Below are 17,776 nucleotides of genomic sequence, written 5' to 3' on the forward strand. Positions count from 1 at the left end.
TCATTGTTGCATTTTCGGGATATTTGCATTTTCCCGTGCCAAGTGCTGTGTGAACTGTCCAATTACCATTACCGAGCCTTCTTTAATCCGCCGCAAGAACTTTACGCGGGTTCTACCTTACTTGTTACTGGTGTTTACCTGGGCTTTCCCGGCCCAGCCGGCACGCGCACAGCAATCTTTCTCAGGCTCGGTAAATGACGCTTCTACAGGAGCACCGCTCCCAGGCGCAACCGTGCACCTTTCTGGACCGGCGCTTTCCGCTAATACGGACTCAACGGGGCGCTTTCATTTTCACGACCTGCAGCCGGGCCGCCATAATTTGCGCATTACACATGTAGGGTACAAGCACCTTTCGATTTCTTTCCTCCTCCGGCCGAACGACGGCCCGGCGAAATTCGAGCTGACACCCGAGGCAGTCCATCTCACCGAAGTCCGCATCGCTGCCCCGTTTTACAAAAAGGGAAGCCAATTGCTTCCCACCGATGTCCTAAACGCGGATGAATTGCGTCAAAAGAACAAAAGTACGATTGCCAACGCCCTGGAAGACCTCCCCGGCATCAAAGCCATCAATACCGGGGTAGGAATTGCCAAGCCGGTCATCCGGGGAATGAGCCACAACCGGATAATCGTCAACAACCAGGGGATAAAGCAGGAAGGGCAACAATGGGGCTCCGACCACGGTCTTGAAATTGACAGCTTTGAGCCCGGTCGTATAGAAATTGTAAAAGGGCCGGCCTCGCTGCGCTACGGTTCAGACGGGCTGGGTGGGGTGATTAACCTGTACCCGCCGCCCATTCCGCAGGACAGCAGTTTTAAAGCCACTCTGAATACGCTTTATAACAGCAACAATCACCTTTTCGGAGTTTCAGCCATGGTACAGGGAGCGCAAAACGGCCGGTTTTACCGCGTCAGGCTATCCGGCCAGGATTTCGGCGACTACGCGGTGCCGGCTACCGAATTCACTTACAACTCCTACGTGCTGCCGATTTATAACAACAGGCTCAAAAATACCGCCGGAAGAGAAAGAAATTTCTCGGTCATGACCGGCATCAAGAAAAAATGGGGGTCTTCAGACATTACCGTCAGCAATTTTCATCAGAAAGCGGCCCTTTTTGTAGGCGCCATAGGCGTTCCCCGAAGCCGCCAGCTTACACCCGACGGCAACAACAGAAATATCGCGACGCCATTCCAGCAAACCAATCATTTTAAAGTGGCCTCCACTACCCGCCTGCTGCACGGCCGGAACTGGACCGAAATTGACGCAGCTTACCAGTTCAATGCCAGGCAGGAGCATTCGGACGGTCATGGCCGGCTTGCCCAGGGCACGCTCGCGCACGGGCTCGACCTTCATACGCTATCTGCCAATATCCGCTATTTCCAGCATAAAAAAAACGAGTCCCGCATCTGGGGCTTGCAGTTGGAGGGTCAGCAAAACAGCCGCCGGGGCTTTGAATACCTGTTGCCCGCTTACCGCAAGTTCTCCAGCGGCTTTTATGCGCTGACAGAATGGTCGGCCGGCGACGCCTTCCTGGTCTCGGGTGGTCTCCGGGCGGACTATAGCTTTATCCATATTGACGCCACCAGCGAGCCTATCTACAAAGACAACCAGGTTGTCAGGTACTATGAGCGAAATCCCCAAATCCGCAAAGACTTTGCAAACCTTTCAGGCAGCCTCGGGTTTACCTTCCAGCCTTTGGAGGACTTCGGGCTGAAGGCAAATTTCGGCAGCAGCTTCAGGATGCCCGCCGCAAATGAGCTTGCCATTAATGGTGTACACCACGGTACGTTCAGGCACGAAATGGGAAACAGCGCGTTGAAAACCGAACGCGGTTTTCAACTGGACCTAAGCACAGACCTCCGGGTGGAACGGCTGAAGACAACGATTGCGCTCTTCGGCGCCTACTACAAAAACTACATCTACCTTGCCCCTACCGCAGTCTTTTCCTCCTCCCTTGACCCGGATGCATTCCCGGAAGGCGGCCAGGTATATCAATTCCAGCAAAACAACGCGATTTACGGTGGCGGCGAACTTTCATTGGACTATCAACCCACGCGATTCCTCCAGTTCAGATCGGCCCTGGAATATGTGTATAACCTCAACCTGGACAGCAGGCTCCCGCTCCCTTTCACCCCGCCACCATCTGTTTTTTCCGAAATTTTCTATACTACGGCTATCGGCGGCGATACTTTCTCCCACCTGAAACTAGGCGTCAACCTGCGCAACGTCGGCACCCAAAACCGTACTGACAGAAACGAAAGACCGACCGGTGGTTACCACCTGCTTGGCGCATCTGTGGGTACGATTTTTAAAATAGGCAAACTCTCCGGTAACCTGAACGCCACAGCCCGTAACCTGACCAACCAGCTGTACATGAATCATCTCAGCCGCTACCGGCTGCTGAACCTTCCCGAACCGGCCCAAAATTATTCCGTCAGTTTGTCTTTCAATTTTGCAACATTGTAGCATTTGCCTATATTTGCAACAGTGTTGCAAATATAGGCAACCCAACGGGCCTGGTAATTTCAATCTATCTTTTTTATATCTTATGAAGCATCTTGTCGCATTTTGCATCCCTTTCCTTGTTGCCCTACAATTTTCCTGCAAGAATGACGATCCTGCAGTCACCGATAAAGAACCGCCGGTGATTACTGTCGAAAAGCCTGTAATGGAGGCGTCTTACACGGCCGGTTCGCAAATTTCTTTCGAAGCCGTAATAGAAGACAACCAGGAATTGGCCGTTTACCAGATTGAAATACACGACGATCACGACGGCCATTCGCATGGTCGCATGGCGGCTTCGCCCTTTTCCTACCGGAAAAGTTTTCAGCTGACCGGCAAAAAAGCCACGGTTACAGAAACAATTGCCATCCCGGCCGACGCGGCTCCCGGAGAGTACCATTTTATCGTGACCGCGATTGACAAAGCGAACAACGCCACCAATTTCGCAGACGGATCCACCAAAGAGATTCACATAGAAATTACTGAGAAATAAGCTGGGGCGGAAAATCGCGAATCATTTTTGCAGTATTTATGTTACTTTTGCGGGCAACGGGCGCCAGTCGATGGCGTCCGTTTATTTATTTTCCCTAACCCGAGTGGGTTCGTTTTATCAGACAAGACAGGCGTGAGTCTTGAGGTATGAGGTGTCAGGCACAGGCGTACAAGCCTAAAGGCCCAGGCCCGCGACCTAATACCTCACGGCTCATTACTCAAACTTCTTTATCCAAATGAAAGTAGAATTGGTAAGGCTAGACGATTCATTCCATTTTGAGGGAACAGGATCTTCTTCAAAAGTAACCGTCCATACGGACGCAGCCGAAGACATTGGCGGGCAAAATGCAGGCGTCCGGCCGATGGAGCTCCTGTTGATGGGGCTGGCAAGCTGCAGTGCTATTGACGTAGCGCTTATTCTCAAAAAACAGCGCCAGGACATAAAAGACTTCCGCATTTCGGTGGAAGGAGAACGTGTCCAGGAAGAGGATACGAAGCGTAAACCCTTCCGGAAAATCCACCTCCATTTCAGCCTGTCGGGAACCGGCCTCGATGCGGACAAGGTATCGAAAGCCATTGCGCTGTCAATGGAAAAATACTGCTCGGCCACAGCTCAGATGGAAGCGCTCGCGGAAATCACCTATGAAGCCACAGTAACCGAAGCGTAACGACCCCAGGCCGATCCAATAAGCAGAAACTTCCTGTGTGACTAACCGATCAAAACATGTCAGAACTTACTCCAATGCGTCCTGCTTCACACGATCTCGAGCAGCTTACTCCCCAGCAAATCGTAGCACAGCTCGACCTTTACATTATAGGTCAAAACGATGCGAAGAGAAATGTTGCCATTGCCTTGCGAAACCGGTGGCGGCGCATGAGCAGTCCCCCGGAGATCCGGAAGGAAATTGTACCTAACAATATTCTGATGATCGGCGCCACGGGTGTAGGTAAAACCGAAATCGCCCGGCGGCTCGCTAAAATCGCCGATGCGCCCTTTGTAAAAGTCGAGGCTTCAAAATTTACCGAGGTTGGCTACGTGGGGCGGGATGTAGAAAGCATGGTCCGGGATCTGGTAGAGCAGTCGGTATCGCTCGTAAAAGCCAGGAAGAAAGAGGAAGTCAAAAAACAGGCCGAGCAGGCAGTGGAAGACATTATTCTTGACACGCTCATACCGCCGGTCCATCATCACGGGGCTCCCGTCACCGTCAAAACCGAACTGAATGACCGGGATGCCATGCCTACAAGCGACCATGAGCTCAACCAGCGAACGCGCGAGAGATTCCGTGATAAAATAAGAAACGGGGAGTTGGATGACCGCAAAATTGAAATTGAGCTGAATCAAAACCAGACACCCAATATCGGGATGATCGGCGGAGGGGTAGACGATGTCTCCATGATGAACATCCAGGAGATGATCGGGAACATGATGCCGAGAAAAATGCGGAAAAGGAAAATCACGGTTGGTGAAGCAAAAAAGCTGCTTCTTGACGAGGAGGCTACCAAACTGATCGATATGGAAGAGGTAAAGGACGAAGCAATCCGCAAGGCCCAGGATCTCGGCATCATTTTCATTGATGAAATTGATAAGGTAGCCGCCAGCCGCTCAGGCGGAAGCGGGCCGGATGTAAGCCGCGAGGGGGTGCAACGTGATCTGCTTCCGATTGTGGAAGGTAGTGCGGTCAACACCAAACATGGCATTATCCATACGGACCACATTCTTTTCATCGCCGCCGGCGCATTCCATGTAGCGAAGCCGTCTGACCTGATCCCTGAATTACAAGGTCGGTTCCCGATCCGGGTAGAACTTCAAAGCCTGACCCAGGACGATTTTTACCATATCCTGCGCACGCCGAAAAACGCTTTGACCAAACAATACGAAGCGATGCTCCAGGCTGAAGGCGTAGATCTTCAATTCCAGGATGAAGCGCTGTCGGAAATTGCAAAAATTGCATTCGAGGTCAATGCGGAAATGGAAAACATAGGTGCAAGACGGCTTCAAACGGTGATGAGTACCCTGCTAAACGATCTTATGTTCGACGTTCCCGATGCAATAGGCCCTAATGCCCATATTGTTATTACGCGCGAACTGGTACAGGAAAAGCTCAGCGGCCTGGTTAAAAACCGCGACCTCAGCCAGTATATACTGTAGGTGCATGTACGAAAGGGAGGGTTAAGAAATAGAGGAATGACCCCGGCGGCTGAGCTCGTCGAAATGCCCGGCGGCTGAGCCCGTCGAAGCCATAGGGATCGGGGTACAAAGTCCGCCTTCGACGAGCTCAGGCATCGCATTCGAAGGCTCAGGCAGCGCTTCATTCAGGTCAGTCTTCTAACGTTTTCCGTAAGAAACAGCCAGTCCAGGAAGTAAATCGGGCCTTCCATTTATCAAGGCATCTTTCTTCTGTCTGCACCAGCCCTTGACCTGTCTCTCCCTGTAGAAAGCCTCATCTATCCGAGCATATTCTTCATAATAAGCCAGGATAACCGGCAGCCTTTTCTTCGTGTAGGACGCCCCTAAGGCGGCTTCATGTTGCAGTAGTCGCAACTCCAGGTTATTGGTGCTGCCGGTATAGTATGATTTATCGGCGCATTCAAGAATGTACATCCAGCCTTTCATTGTTTTTTGGTTTTGTACAGTATAAATAGAAACCAAAAGTAACGAATTCCAGATTTTCAAGAAAGGGCGGAGGTGCTCTTTGACAGGGACGGCTGAGCTTGTCGAGGCCCCGGCGGCTGAGCCCGTCGAAGCCATAGGGATCGGGGTACAAAGTCCGCCTTCGACGAGCTCAGGCATCGCATCCAGCCCAGGCAGCGCATCCAACGGGCTCAAGAATATTGATGGCTGAGCTTGTCGAAATGCCCGGCGGCTGAGCCCGTCGAAGCCATAGGGATCGGGGTACAAAGTCCGCCTTCGACGAGCTCAGGCATCGCATTCGAAGGCTCAGGGCAGCGCATCAGCTCAGGCGTCTTCGCTCCGGGCAAAAAAAAAGGACCGTTAACAGCCCCTTTTAAATAACCGGCTATCGGATCGATAGCCCATTTCTGAAGCCCGATTTCAGTATTGTCAACCGGGGTATTGCTTTAGTTAATCCTCATCTCAAAGGGGAGACGGGCTTGAATTCCCTCCATTCTCTGGAGCCGCTGGTAGGCTTTCGCGTACGGAGCCAGCGGGCCCAGCACCTTGCTGAGTGCTTCCTCATCGTCGCTACCGGTCAGACTGCTGATGAGCTCTTCACGCCAATCCTTGCTCTCAGGGAAATACCGCACCCGGTATTCGCCTTCTTTCAATCCCGCGGCGCCCGCAGCCAATGTGATAGCCTGATCGAGGCCGCCCAGCACATCAACCAGGTTGTGCTGCTTCGCATCAATCCCCGACCACACACGGCCCTCTGCAAATTTCTTCAGCTCATCCTGGGACATCTTACGGCCCTGTGCGGCTTTCGCAGTAAACACATCGTAACCGTGTTCCACAGAGCTTTGGATTTTCTGCTTCTCAAAATCCGTCATGCTGCGGGTAGCAGTAGGCCAATCAGAATGCGGATTTGTAGTAACGCGGTCGAAAGTAATGCCGAGCTTGTTTTTCATAAACGGTTCAATGTTCAGCATCAATCCGAAAATCCCGATCGAGCCCGTGATGGTATTGGGCTGCGCCACAATCGTGTCGGCGGCCATAGCAATGTAGTAGCCGCCGGAGGCAGCCACGTTGCCCATTGAAGCGATGAGCGGCTTCTTTCCGGCAGTCAGCTTCACTTCGCGCCAGATAAGATCGGAGGCAAGCGCGCTGCCACCTGGAGAATTGATTCTCAGAACAACCGCCTTCACTTTATCGTTCTCCCTTACTTTCCGCAATTGTTTGATCAGGTTTTCCGCCGTAATCACCCCATCACCGGATGCTCCGGCGCCCACAATTTCACCGTCGGCTATCACCACGGCAATGCGCTTGTTATAATCGCCCTCCTCACCCGCACTAGTTGAACTAAGGTATTTTTTTACTCCTACGAACTTAATCTTCTTGTCTTTCTCGATCCCGATCTTTCCTTTTATATCGTCCTCAAATTCGTCGTAATAGCCTACGTTGGTCACGAGCTTACGCTGAAGCGCATCGGCAGCTTTTTCAATTGACAAAGAATCTGCCCACCCTTTCAGGAGATCAACTGAAATCCCCCTTGCTGCACTTACCTGTTTCAGGAAGTGACCGTTGATACCGCCGATCATTTCGGAAGCCTGTTTTCTGCTCGGCTCGCTCATGTCGGAGCGCAGAAAAGGTTCTACAGCACTCTTGAACTCGCCGACCCGGAACACTTCCGGCCTGATTTCCAGCTTATCGAGCGTCCCCTTGTAAAAATCATATTCTACAGAAAGCCCGTTCCATTCGAAGTCCCCGAATTCCGACAGGTAGATCGCATCTGCTACCGACGCCAGGTAGTACCCCTTTTCACTATACCCTTCGGAGTAGGCGTAAATAAACTTGCCTGATTTTTTGAACTCGCTCAGCGCATCTCTGACCTCTTCCAACACAGCCCATCCGGACGCCGGGTCGCCCGATTTAAGGTAGATCCCTTTTATTTTGCCGTCAGCAGAAGCTTTTTTAAGCGCGTCGCGGAGATCTTTAATGCCTACACTCGGGATTTCGCCGGTGAACGGCGCGAGCGCCTCACTGATCGGATCTTCTTCCACGACTTCCAGAATGGGCCTTTCAAGGTCCAGGCGAAGCACCGTATTCTCCTCTATCACGGTGGTGTCACTTTTCGAAAAAAGTGCCCCGATCCCTACCATCACGAAAAACCCCAGGACCATAAACAAGAATAGTCCTACAATTGTCGCCAATACATACTTTAAAAAGCTCAACATTACTGTGTTGTTCTATGGGTGAAAACCTGCATTGCTTCATTTTCAATACGGTTAGCGAAATTACTAAAAAAAAGAGCCTTCCCGCGCTTTTTATGTTCAAAGGTATTTTTGTGAACATCAGTGGCAATTTTGACGATACCAGTTTATAGATTTGTACCCGAATCCGAAGTAATACGTTAACGTGAAAAAGAAACTCTACCTCGTAAGGCACGCCAAAGCGGAGTCTCAAGCACCTATGTTCAAGGACTTTGAGCGGGAACTCACCGGCGAAGGGTACATTGATGCTGCCAGGATGGGCGCCTATCTGAAGAAAACCGGGGCTAAGATTGAGCGTATGACTTCCAGCAGCGCTTTCCGGACCAGGCAAACCGCACAGGTGCTGGCCGAACAGCTCCAATTCGACTGGGAACATGTGGAACTGATCGACGACCTGTATGATTGCGGGGTACGTGCCTATATCGGCACGGTCCATCAGACTCCCCCTGAGATCTCCGAACTCATGATCGTGGGGCACAATCCCGATATCTCCTATTTTTCTGAATACCTCACCAGGGATTTCCACGAAAACATGGAAAAGACAAGCGTCTGCCTGATCGAGTTTGATAACCTGGAGTGGTCGGAAGTCTCCAGCAAAACGGGTAAACTGGCCGGCTTTTTTACCATAAAGAATATCCCCCTCTGAAAAATCCGTAACTTGGGGTTCAACAGGCACATCCCTTGCCGGTGTGCCGATTGCTTTTTATGCTATGGCTGATTATCGCAACAAACGGGGACACAAACTGTTTGTTTGGGCTTTCGTTCTGTTCCTGCTGATTTTTGTTTTTTTACTGATCGACATGGCCCGGCGAACCAACGCTCCCTGGAACAAATCACGGAAAGATAAAACTCCCGCTGATACGACCGCTATCGACAGTCTGTTCGATACCGTTCGCTAGCTTCCCGTTTGAGGCTGCCCGATTAGCGTACGCCTTTTACCACTGTTATGTACATCAGAGATTCCATTTGCATTTCGCCACAGAATACCTTCCCGTCAGCTTTCAATGACGCGAAGCTGCGCGTCCATACCGGCACGAAATATTTCGCGCTGGAGCCTTCCTACGAAGGTCTTATCGGCGCGGGGGTACTACGTCGAATGGGACGGGCGGCGAGAATGGGGGTGGCAGCCGGAACACTTCTCCTGAAAAACAACAGCAAGACCGATGGTATTATTATCGGCACAGCCAACGGGGGACTGGAAGACTGCATCAAATTCCTGGCACAAATTGTAGACTACGACGAAGGCACACTTACGCCGACAAATTTCGTCCAAAGCACGCCCAATTCAGTTGCCGGGCAGCTCGCCCTGGCCGATCAGAACACCGGGTACAATGTCACCCACGTTCATGCGGGACTTTCGTTCGAAAACGCCCTGGCAGATGCTGCGTTGTTGTTCGACCAGGAGGAAGCCGAAACGCTGCTTGTAGGTGGCCTTGAAGAAATCTCCGACTATAACCACCAGATAGACAGACGTTCCGGCTTTTTTAAAACAGAGGCTACTACCTCTCTTACCTTAATCGGATCGGGCACCCCGGGCACAGTATGTGGCGAGGGGGCGGTCATGTTTTTGCTCGAGAAGACGCCTTCGCTTTCACAACAGGTCCGTATCCTTGCGGTGGACCAGCTCTCCTTTGTGATGGAAAGCGACGTGCTTGCTCATTTCCCTCGTTTTCTGCTGAATGCCGGGCTGAATATTGACCGGATTGACGGGCTGATGCTGGGTTATAACGGCGATGCGGCGTCCGATGGCCTTTACAGTGAGGTGGCGTCGCTGTTCCACCCTGAAACCCCGGTATTTTCTTTCAAAAATGCATGCGGCGAATATCCTACCGCCAGCGCATTTGCAGTCTGGCTGGGCCAGCAGCTGTTGCTGGGCAAAAATATTCCCCAAGGACTGGTGCGCTGCGGGAATACTGAAAAAAGGCCGCGCACCCTGTTGATTTACAATCATTTCATGCAAAACCAGCACGCCTTTATCCTGCTGCAGCAAATTGACCGTTGACTTCATGAACCAGCTCCCCGAAGTATGGCTCCGCGGGCCGCTCCCGCAAATCACACCGACGCTTCAGCCCGTCGGGCATGCCCTGTTGCAATCGGCGGAGGAAGTGCTGAGGTATACACATAATTTTCCCCCCTCCCTGCTCTGGTTGAAACCTGGCGGGATGGCCTCAGTGGGTTTCCACCTGCTTCATCTCACAGGAGTACTTGACCGGCTGTTTTCCTACGCCGGCGGCAGGCAGCTCTCACCCGCACAACTCGAATATCTTCAAAAGGAGAGCCTTCCTCACCCGGACTTAACTGTCACAAGCCTGGTAGCTGCCTTTGAAAAGCAAATTGAGTCCTCCCTGAGTTCCCTCGCACAAACCGACCCCGCATCCCTTAACGACCACAGGGCCGTCGGCAGAAAAGCGCTGCCATCCACTACGCTAGGTCTGCTCTTTCACGCCGCCGAACATACCCAGCGCCACGTCGGGCAATTGCTGGTAACCATCGCCTTTGTGAAGGCGCTTCAACCCTGACCTGCCGCTCCGGGCACTGGTTTTCAGCCGCGCCGCAATTTTGGTGCGGGGCCAGTTCGCCGGGTTTCCTAAAAATTCCAGCGATCAAAACGATCAAAAACTCGAATATTTTCCTGAGAAAATCATATTTTTGAGCCCCTGCTTGCGGTTCCTTTTCGCCGGCCGGGATTTACTTTCCGCTTACATCTCAAACTAACTGCATTGCCTTATGAAGGTCGGGATCCCCAAAGAGCTTAAAAACAATGAAAACCGCGTAGCCGTGACACCGGCCGGGGCATTGGAATTAACCAAACTTCAGCACGAAGTCTACATTCAGAGAGGAGCCGGAGCCGGAAGCGGCTTCCCCGACGAAGCTTACGAAAAAGCCGGCGCCATTCTTCTTCCGGATACAGAAAGCGTATACAACATCGCAGAAATGATCGTCAAAGTAAAAGAACCGATCGCGGAAGAATACAATCTGATCAGGAAAGACCAGCTGCTGTTCACTTACTTTCACTTTGCCTCATCTGAAGACCTGACCCGCGCCATGCTGAAAAGCGGATCCGTGTGCCTGGCCTACGAAACCGTAGAGGCTTCGGACCGGTCGCTTCCCCTGTTGATTCCCATGAGTGAAGTGGCGGGACGGATGTCTATCCAGGAAGGCGCAAAATATCTGGAACGCCCTGCCGGCGGCAAAGGGATTTTACTGGGGGGCGTCGCCGGTGTAAAACCCGCCAATGTGCTGGTGTTAGGCGGCGGCGTAGTAGGCACACAAGCGGCGAAAATGGCGGCCGGGCTCGGCGCGAATGTTTCGATAATGGATATTAACCTGAACCGGCTGCGGTACCTGGAAGATATCATGCCGGCCAACGTGGACACAGTAATGTCTTCGGAGTATAATATTCGTGAGTTGATCGGGAATATTGACCTCGTAATAGGCGGAGTCCTGATACCCGGCGGAAAAGCACCTTCGCTCATTACCCGCGACATGCTGCGCCTGATGAAGCCCGGCACGGTGATGGTTGACGTGGCCATTGACCAGGGCGGATGTTTTGAAACTTCAAGGCCGACCACCCACCAGGACCCCGTATTTATGGTGGACGACATTGTGCATTATTGTGTTACCAACATGCCCGGCGCAGTCCCTTTCACTTCCACGCTGGCGCTAACCAATGCCACCCTCCCGTATGTCCTGATGCTGGCTAACCTGGGCTGGAAGGAGGCATGCCGGCGAAACGAGGCACTTGGTAAAGGCTTAAACATTATCAATGGAACCATTGTGTATAAAGAAGTTGCCGAAGCCTGGAAACTGGACTATGTAGAAATGAGCGCCTTCCTGGCCTGACTTTTTAACAAAAAACACCCGGAGCGCAAATACTGCATTCCGGGTGTAAGGCTGAGGACTGTCAAAAAGGCATTTATAATTCTACGTGGTCCAACTTCTCGTAGGGCGAATTCTTCGAGATATATTCCGGTACCATAAACTTGAGGAACTGAACCACTTCCTCCTGCGACATACCTGAAAGCGTGGCGCTTACCCGGTCCATCTCCTGCTTTACCTCATAGTATACCGACGGCTTCATACGGGCTACCATGATTTTAGGGTGATGGGTGGGCAAAGTTGACTCTTCGTCGCTGAGCAACTCTTCATAGAGCTTCTCTCCGGGCCTGAGCCCGGTAAAGGAAATTGGGATCTGGGTATAAGGCTCTTTACCCGAAAGTCGTATCATCTTGTGCGCCAAATCGATGATTTTCACCGGCACCCCCATATCAAATACAAAAATCTCTCCGCCTTCCCCCATCGTGCCGGCTTCCAGCACCAGTTGGCAGGCTTCGGGAATGGTCATAAAATAGCGGATGATTTCAGGATGAGTCACCGTTACCGGTCCGCCCGCGGCAATCTGCCTTTTAAACAGCGGGATCACAGAACCGTTGCTTCCCAGCACGTTCCCAAACCGGGTTGTAATAAACCTGGTCTTGACGCCTTTTACGGTATTGAGCGACTGTACATACATCTCAGCAAGGCGCTTGCTTGCGCCCATCACATTGGTAGGGTTCACCGCCTTGTCGGTAGAAATAAATACAAAGCGGCCTACTCCGAATTCCACTGAAAGGTCTGCCATCAACCGGGTCCCGAAAACATTGACTTCCAACGCTTTATTCGGATTATTCTCCATCAAGGGCACATGTTTGTAAGCCGCGGCATGAAACACCACCTCCGGACGGTACCGGGCAAACACCTTTCGCATGGAACCCCTGCTGGTGATATTTTCCACTTCTATCTTCAGGCAGTCGTTGCCTTCACAGATGCCCAGCCTGACAAGTTCGCTTTCGAGGTCGTACAAGGGAGATTCGGCCTGGTCAACCAGGATCAACTCCTGGGGGCGAAAACCTATCACCTGGCGGGCAATTTCGCTCCCGATGGAGCCCGCCGCACCGGTTACCATAATGCGCTTCTTATGCAGGAAGCTTCTTACCTCGTCATTCCGAATACTGATCGCCGGACGTTCCAATAAATCTTCAATGCTGACATCGGCGATTTGAGAGGCGTTCAACTGGCCGTTAATCCATTGTTCCACCGGCGGCACGATGCGCAGCGCCATACCCAGCGACATAAACTCTTCGGTGATTTCATTTTTCTGGGCGGTGGTGATGGACTGGATGGCGAAGATCAGCTCTACATCCTTGAAGCCGGCCTCTTGTATGACTTGTTTTGCCTGCAGCCGGTCATACACATTTATACCTTCTATACTCATCCCTTTTTTCTGTGGATTGTCATCCACAAAAAACAACACTTTGTAGGGAGTCCCCAGGTTGCCACTCAACGCATTCTTAGTTGCAATGCCCAGGCGACCCGCACCGTAGATCACTACCTTCTTCCTGGGCTTCCAGTTAAGAGAGAGGCTCCTGAAAATATCTTTGACCAGTACCCTGCTGCCGAGCATTGCAAACACGGATACAAATAAGTCGATCACCAGGATAGAATGGGGAATATCAAGGACAGACACCTCTCCCCGGCCCAAACTTCCCAGCAAAAAAAGCGTGACTACGCTCAGCAAAGAAGCATTTACTATATTCCTTGCATCCAACAGGTTGGTATGCCGCACAATGCCGGCGTGGGTACGCAGTATCACGAAAAAAACCATTTTAACAGCCACCACAAGCACCAGGTGGTACTTGAAAAGGGCGGGGTCGATATAATCAAGTTCAAAGTTAAACCTGATTACCGTCGAGAGCATAAAAGCAAATGTGACAATAAACACGTCCATCAGCAATACCACCCACCGGGACAGGAACTGGTTGTGGAAACGATTAAAAAATGACTTCATAGACGATCGTGTTTCTAAAAATTACACGTTGAGTAAATGCGGGATATATATTGCGGACACGGCGTACAATAACAGGATTGATATCAGCCCCCCCTACTACAAAAATCGAAAAACATAAATAGGATCAATAATAATCATGCCAATCTATGTAGCCATATTTCTACAGGCAGTAATAATTAATCTGACCTGACATAGAAAAGGTAACAGAATCTCCGGCTTTATGCTTAGCTCCGCTTAACCGGATTTTCTATGAAAGTCTCGAAAACTTTCAATGTCAACGCCTTCGGCATTATAGCTGTCTATTAAGCCCAGGAAAAAAACTGCCGAGCTTTCGGTGAATGGACCTAAAGCCAGGCTTTGGGGCGAACTCCCCGCTACGCTCTTCAAAAATCAAGCCGAAGCTGCCGCACCTCTCGCCCAGGCGAGTAAATTATTCAGTTATCCAAAGTCAGGTCAGACCCGGGAGCGAAGCAAAGCGCGCCCATAAATGTCCGGTACAGGTTAAAATTAATTTTGAGATAAATATTAATATTTGTTTACTTTGACCCTTCAGAATCTACACCGAGGCACGTTTTTTTATATTAATCAAGTTGCCGGGAATAACCCGCTGCTTACTTTGATATAGTTTACAGGTTTTAGGAGCAGTTGCTTTTCAGAACCTTAACCCACATAACTGAAGACTTCAACCAATCGATTAATTCTTTGCGAACCACACCTTTTAGTCGCCTGTCAAAAGGATTCGGGGCTACCTTTTCCTTATTGTCTATTGCTGTTTTACCTGCCGTTGCGCAGGAAAAAGACAACGCCCCTATCCGCTACGAACTGGAAGCGGGAGGCATGATCTCCACCGGCAAAACGCTGCCTTTCTGGATGCGCACCAACCAGTACGGGGAAGTCCCGCTTGAGTCGGGAATCGTCACTTTCAGGGGGCAACTCCGGAAAGATTATGAAAAACAGAACGGTAAAAAGAACCGCTTTTCCTACGGATATGGGGTAAGGGGAGTAGCCAACGTCGGGCGTACCAACGAGCTTATCCTCCCCGAGCTTTATGGCAAGGTCCGGTTCGGGGCCGTTGAACTGTATGCCGGACGACGGAAAGAAATCGTCGGCCTCGTCGACAGTACCCTGAGCAGCGGCTCTTACATCTGGTCGGGGAATGCCCTGCCCATCCCGAAAGTGCAAATTTCTATTCCCAACTACACGCCGATATTGAAAAGCGGGCTCATTGCCGTTAAGGGTAATTTCGCACACGGATGGTTCGGGGATGATATTCATACCCAAAATTATTGGCTGCATCAGAAAAGCCTGTACGTGAGGCTCGGCAAACCGGAATGGCATTTTAAAATGCATGCGGGTATCAATCATCAGGCGCAATGGGGTGGAAAGCCGACAAAACCGTACACCGACAGGGTAACGGGGCGATTGATATCAAAATATGCTACCAATAAATCGGCATACTTCAATACCGTGTTTGGCACGCCGATTCCCCCGGACGAAGACCCGGATGCCTTCGGAGAAGGAAGCCTCAACGAAGGTAGCAATCGGGTAGGCAATCATTTGGGCACTCTCGACGTGGCCCTGGAATATGACAGCCCTAAATCCAATATTCTGCTTTACCGGCAATCGATCTATGAAGACGGCTCACTTTATTATCTGAACAATATTAAGGATGGGCTAAATGGAATTGCGATTACCCGCAAAGGTGCTGATCAGGGTATTCTTAAAATTGTCCTGGAGTACCTGTATACTGCCAACCAGGGGGGCAATTTCGACACGAGCCTGCCATCCACGGTAATTCCCGAGCTTCGGGGAAGAGACAATTATTTTTCAAACGGAATTTATAAAGACGGCTGGACTTATAAAACAAGAACAATAGGCACTCCCTATATTATGCCTTTGGGGAATATAACCGGCATAGATACCAAACTGCCTGCTTCTCAGCAATACCCTACCCGTATTGTTAACAACCGTGTGAAGGCTTTGATGGTTGCTATGCAGAGCAGAGCCGGCATTTTTGACCTCACAACCCGCTTGTCTTTTTCCAAAAATCTGGGGACGTATTATATTCCCATTTCTGCCAACCAGACCTCCATCCAGCAAACCGTCTCTTTCCCCGTTCGTGCTTTCATTCTGCAAACCGGCTTGTACTACGACCACGGTGGTCTGCTGGAGAAGAATTTAGGACTTAGCCTGGCGCTTAAGAGAGAATTTTAAGGGGTAATTACGACGCTACTGCGTCACTTACCCTATCAGAACAGCTTGGTTACCAAATATCCTAAGCTTCTCTGATAAGCGCCGATGAACAAAAAGCCACCAGTCACAGCTCAAATCTTTTATTCTGATGAAATTCCTGTTATCAAACATACTTATTATATTCCTTGCGATACCGGCTGTCTCGCAGGATCTTGTAGTGCGCTCCCGGATATCAGATAACCCGACCATCCGGACAAACACTTTCGACACACTGACTGTTCGGCGCAGCGCATTCACTACTGCCGCCTATAGCCAGGGAGAAAAACTTGCCAATAGAGCGTTGAAAGACCTGTACCAGGGCACTCCGGCTGCCGCTCCCTTAAAATGGAGCCGGTCAATGCGAATTGCCGCTCCGGTCGTCGCTGCAGGCGGCGTAGTGCTGGGCGCTATTGCCTTGAAGGGAACTTCCAAAACGGCCGTCATTGAAGGTCAAACCTACAATTATACAGTCCGCAGCAAACCCAAACTGGCAACAGGACTTGTTTTACTGGCCGGGGGTTTGTGCCTCTTCGAGTGGTCCAACGACCTGTTGGTCAAATCGACCCGGCTCTATAACCGGGACCAGGTCAGAAAAGCCGGGGGGATGAAAGCACAAGTAGGTGTGACGTCGGATGGTGTAGGGCTTGTAGTGAAATTTTAAGAAGCCCTGAACCGGGCTTCTTCGGAGCTTACCGGGCGCATAGTCACGCCGGCACTACAAGCCGCGAAACTATGCGCCGGCTTGTAGTGTTCTCAAAACGATATCCTGTACGCGAAAAAGGTCATCAGCGGCCAGATTAGACCCGGAAGGGAAGCAAAGACCCCTGTTAAACAGATCTTCCGACACACCGTTTACATAGTGCAGACTGGAGGCAAACACCGGTTGCAGGTGCATCGGTTTCCACAAAGGCCGCGATTCAATATCCCGGGCCGCCAACGCCAGCCGGACGACTTCCCTGTTTTCGTAAGTGTTAAAAAGTGCGCAACTCAGCCAGCGGTTCGAAAAATACCCCTCAGGTTCCCGCTGCCAGTCGAGCTGTATTTCACTGCTGTAAAATTCGAAATTCTTGCGACGAAGCGCCACCCATTCGTCGAGCACCTCCATTTGACCGCGCCCGATTCCCGCCGCAATATTGCTCATGCGGTAGTTGTAGCCAATCTCTGAGTGCTGGTAATGAGGAGCGGGGTCGCGCGACTGTGTGCTGTAAAAGCGGGCCTTTGCAATGGCATCGCCATCTTCGGAAAGCAAAGCCCCTCCACCGGAAGTGGTGATAATCTTGTTTCCATTAAAAGACAAAATCCCGAACTGTCCGAAACTTCCCAGCCTTTGCCCGTTTATTGACGACCCAAGGGCTTCGGCGGCATCTTCTATCAGGGGGATGTTATATGCATCACAGATTTCCCTGATGCGCATGATCTGCGCAGGCATGCCGTAGAGGTGCACCACTATACAGGCTTTGGGCTTCCTCCCCGCTTTCAACCGGTCTTCAATTGCTTCCTGCAGCAGGTCCGGGTCCATATTCCAGGTATGAGACTCGGAGTCGATAAATACCGGCGTCGCCCCCTGGTAAACAATGGGATTGGCCGTTGCCGAAAAAGTAAATGACTGGCAAAGCACCTCATCGCCTCTCTCTACACCCAGCAGGATCAGCGCGAGATGAATGGCGGCCGTGCCCGAGCTAAGCGCGGCGGCGTGGCCAACCCCTGTGTATTGCGCCAGGTCTCTTTCAAAATTATCTACATTCGGCCCCAGGGGGGCAATCCAGTTTTGATCAAATGCTTCGTGGATGTACTTCAGTTCACCTCCGCCCATGTGGGGAGAAGAAAGCCAGATTTTCATA

At 51.2% G+C, this 17,776-nt stretch carries 16 protein-coding genes; 11 read left to right on the forward strand and 5 right to left on the reverse strand.

Going from position 1 to position 17,776, the window contains the following annotated elements:
* Positions 1-130 precede the first annotated feature (130 nt).
* The 4 genes from ABD852_RS18435 (at position 131) to hslU (ending at position 5,141) form a co-directional block, all read left to right on the forward strand.
* The gene (locus ABD852_RS18435; protein ID WP_345031662.1) at positions 131-2,464 is read left to right on the forward strand and encodes a TonB-dependent receptor; all 2,334 of its coding nucleotides are present in this window, start codon (positions 131-133) and stop codon (positions 2,462-2,464) included.
* An 82-nt stretch (positions 2,465-2,546) separates the two neighbouring features.
* Positions 2,547-2,993 (forward strand): DUF4625 domain-containing protein, encoded by a 447-nt coding sequence (locus ABD852_RS18440; protein ID WP_345031575.1) that lies wholly within the window; start codon positions 2,547-2,549, stop codon positions 2,991-2,993.
* Positions 2,994-3,228: 235 nt separating this feature from the next.
* Positions 3,229-3,660 (forward strand): OsmC family protein, encoded by a 432-nt coding sequence (locus ABD852_RS18445; protein ID WP_345031576.1) that lies wholly within the window; start codon positions 3,229-3,231, stop codon positions 3,658-3,660.
* 56 nt (positions 3,661-3,716) lie between these two features.
* Entirely contained in the window at positions 3,717-5,141 is a 1,425-nt protein-coding gene (hslU, locus tag ABD852_RS18450; protein ID WP_345031577.1) for an ATP-dependent protease ATPase subunit HslU, read from the forward strand.
* Positions 5,142-5,318: 177 nt separating this feature from the next.
* Here hslU and ABD852_RS18455 read toward each other — a convergent pair whose 3' ends face one another.
* The 3 genes from ABD852_RS18455 to sppA form a co-directional block, all read right to left on the reverse strand.
* Positions 5,319-5,606, reverse strand: coding sequence for a GIY-YIG nuclease family protein (locus ABD852_RS18455; RefSeq protein WP_345031578.1), 288 nt, complete (start codon positions 5,604-5,606; stop codon positions 5,319-5,321).
* 209 nt (positions 5,607-5,815) lie between these two features.
* Positions 5,816-5,971 carry a hypothetical protein gene (locus ABD852_RS18460; RefSeq protein WP_345031579.1) on the reverse strand — a complete coding sequence of 52 codons (156 nt, stop codon included), beginning with the start codon at positions 5,969-5,971 and terminating at the stop codon, positions 5,816-5,818.
* Between the two features lie 99 nt (positions 5,972-6,070).
* Positions 6,071-7,840 carry a signal peptide peptidase SppA gene (gene sppA, locus ABD852_RS18465; protein WP_345031581.1) on the reverse strand — a complete coding sequence of 590 codons (1,770 nt, stop codon included), beginning with the start codon at positions 7,838-7,840 and terminating at the stop codon, positions 6,071-6,073.
* A 181-nt stretch (positions 7,841-8,021) separates the two neighbouring features.
* Between sppA and ABD852_RS18470 the strand changes: the two genes are divergently transcribed.
* The 5 genes from ABD852_RS18470 (at position 8,022) to ald (ending at position 11,719) form a co-directional block, all read left to right on the forward strand.
* Positions 8,022-8,522: a SixA phosphatase family protein gene (locus ABD852_RS18470; protein ID WP_345031583.1), complete on the forward strand. Its 501-nt coding sequence runs from the start codon at positions 8,022-8,024 to the stop codon at positions 8,520-8,522.
* Positions 8,523-8,586: 64 nt separating this feature from the next.
* Positions 8,587-8,775 carry a hypothetical protein gene (locus ABD852_RS18475; RefSeq protein ID WP_345031584.1) on the forward strand — a complete coding sequence of 63 codons (189 nt, stop codon included), beginning with the start codon at positions 8,587-8,589 and terminating at the stop codon, positions 8,773-8,775.
* A gap of 47 nt (positions 8,776-8,822) precedes the next feature.
* Positions 8,823-9,878: a beta-ketoacyl synthase chain length factor gene (locus ABD852_RS18480; protein ID WP_345031585.1), complete on the forward strand. Its 1,056-nt coding sequence runs from the start codon at positions 8,823-8,825 to the stop codon at positions 9,876-9,878.
* A gap of 4 nt (positions 9,879-9,882) precedes the next feature.
* A complete protein-coding gene (locus tag ABD852_RS18485) occupies positions 9,883-10,395 on the forward strand; it encodes a DinB family protein (RefSeq protein ID WP_345031586.1) in 513 nt (170 codons plus the stop codon).
* Between the two features lie 208 nt (positions 10,396-10,603).
* A complete protein-coding gene (gene ald / locus ABD852_RS18490; protein WP_345031587.1) occupies positions 10,604-11,719 on the forward strand; it encodes an alanine dehydrogenase in 1,116 nt (371 codons plus the stop codon).
* Positions 11,720-11,792: 73 nt separating this feature from the next.
* Here the strand turns inward: ald and ABD852_RS18495 are convergent, their stop codons facing one another.
* A complete protein-coding gene (locus ABD852_RS18495) occupies positions 11,793-13,703 on the reverse strand; it encodes a polysaccharide biosynthesis protein (RefSeq protein WP_345031589.1) in 1,911 nt (636 codons plus the stop codon).
* Positions 13,704-14,405: 702 nt separating this feature from the next.
* Between ABD852_RS18495 and ABD852_RS18500 the strand changes: the two genes are divergently transcribed.
* On the forward strand, positions 14,406-15,917 hold the full coding sequence (locus ABD852_RS18500) for a capsule assembly Wzi family protein (protein WP_345031591.1): 1,512 nt from the start codon (positions 14,406-14,408) through the stop codon (positions 15,915-15,917).
* 127 nt (positions 15,918-16,044) lie between these two features.
* On the forward strand, positions 16,045-16,596 hold the full coding sequence (locus ABD852_RS18505; protein WP_345031592.1) for a hypothetical protein: 552 nt from the start codon (positions 16,045-16,047) through the stop codon (positions 16,594-16,596).
* Between the two features lie 69 nt (positions 16,597-16,665).
* Here the strand turns inward: ABD852_RS18505 and ABD852_RS18510 are convergent, their stop codons facing one another.
* Positions 16,666-17,775: an aminotransferase class I/II-fold pyridoxal phosphate-dependent enzyme gene (locus ABD852_RS18510; protein WP_345031594.1), complete on the reverse strand. Its 1,110-nt coding sequence runs from the start codon at positions 17,773-17,775 to the stop codon at positions 16,666-16,668.
* Position 17,776: the final 1 nt, after the last annotated feature.

It is taken from the genome of Ravibacter arvi (assembly GCF_039540405.1).
GTDB lineage: Bacteria > Bacteroidota > Bacteroidia > Cytophagales > Spirosomataceae > Ravibacter > Ravibacter arvi.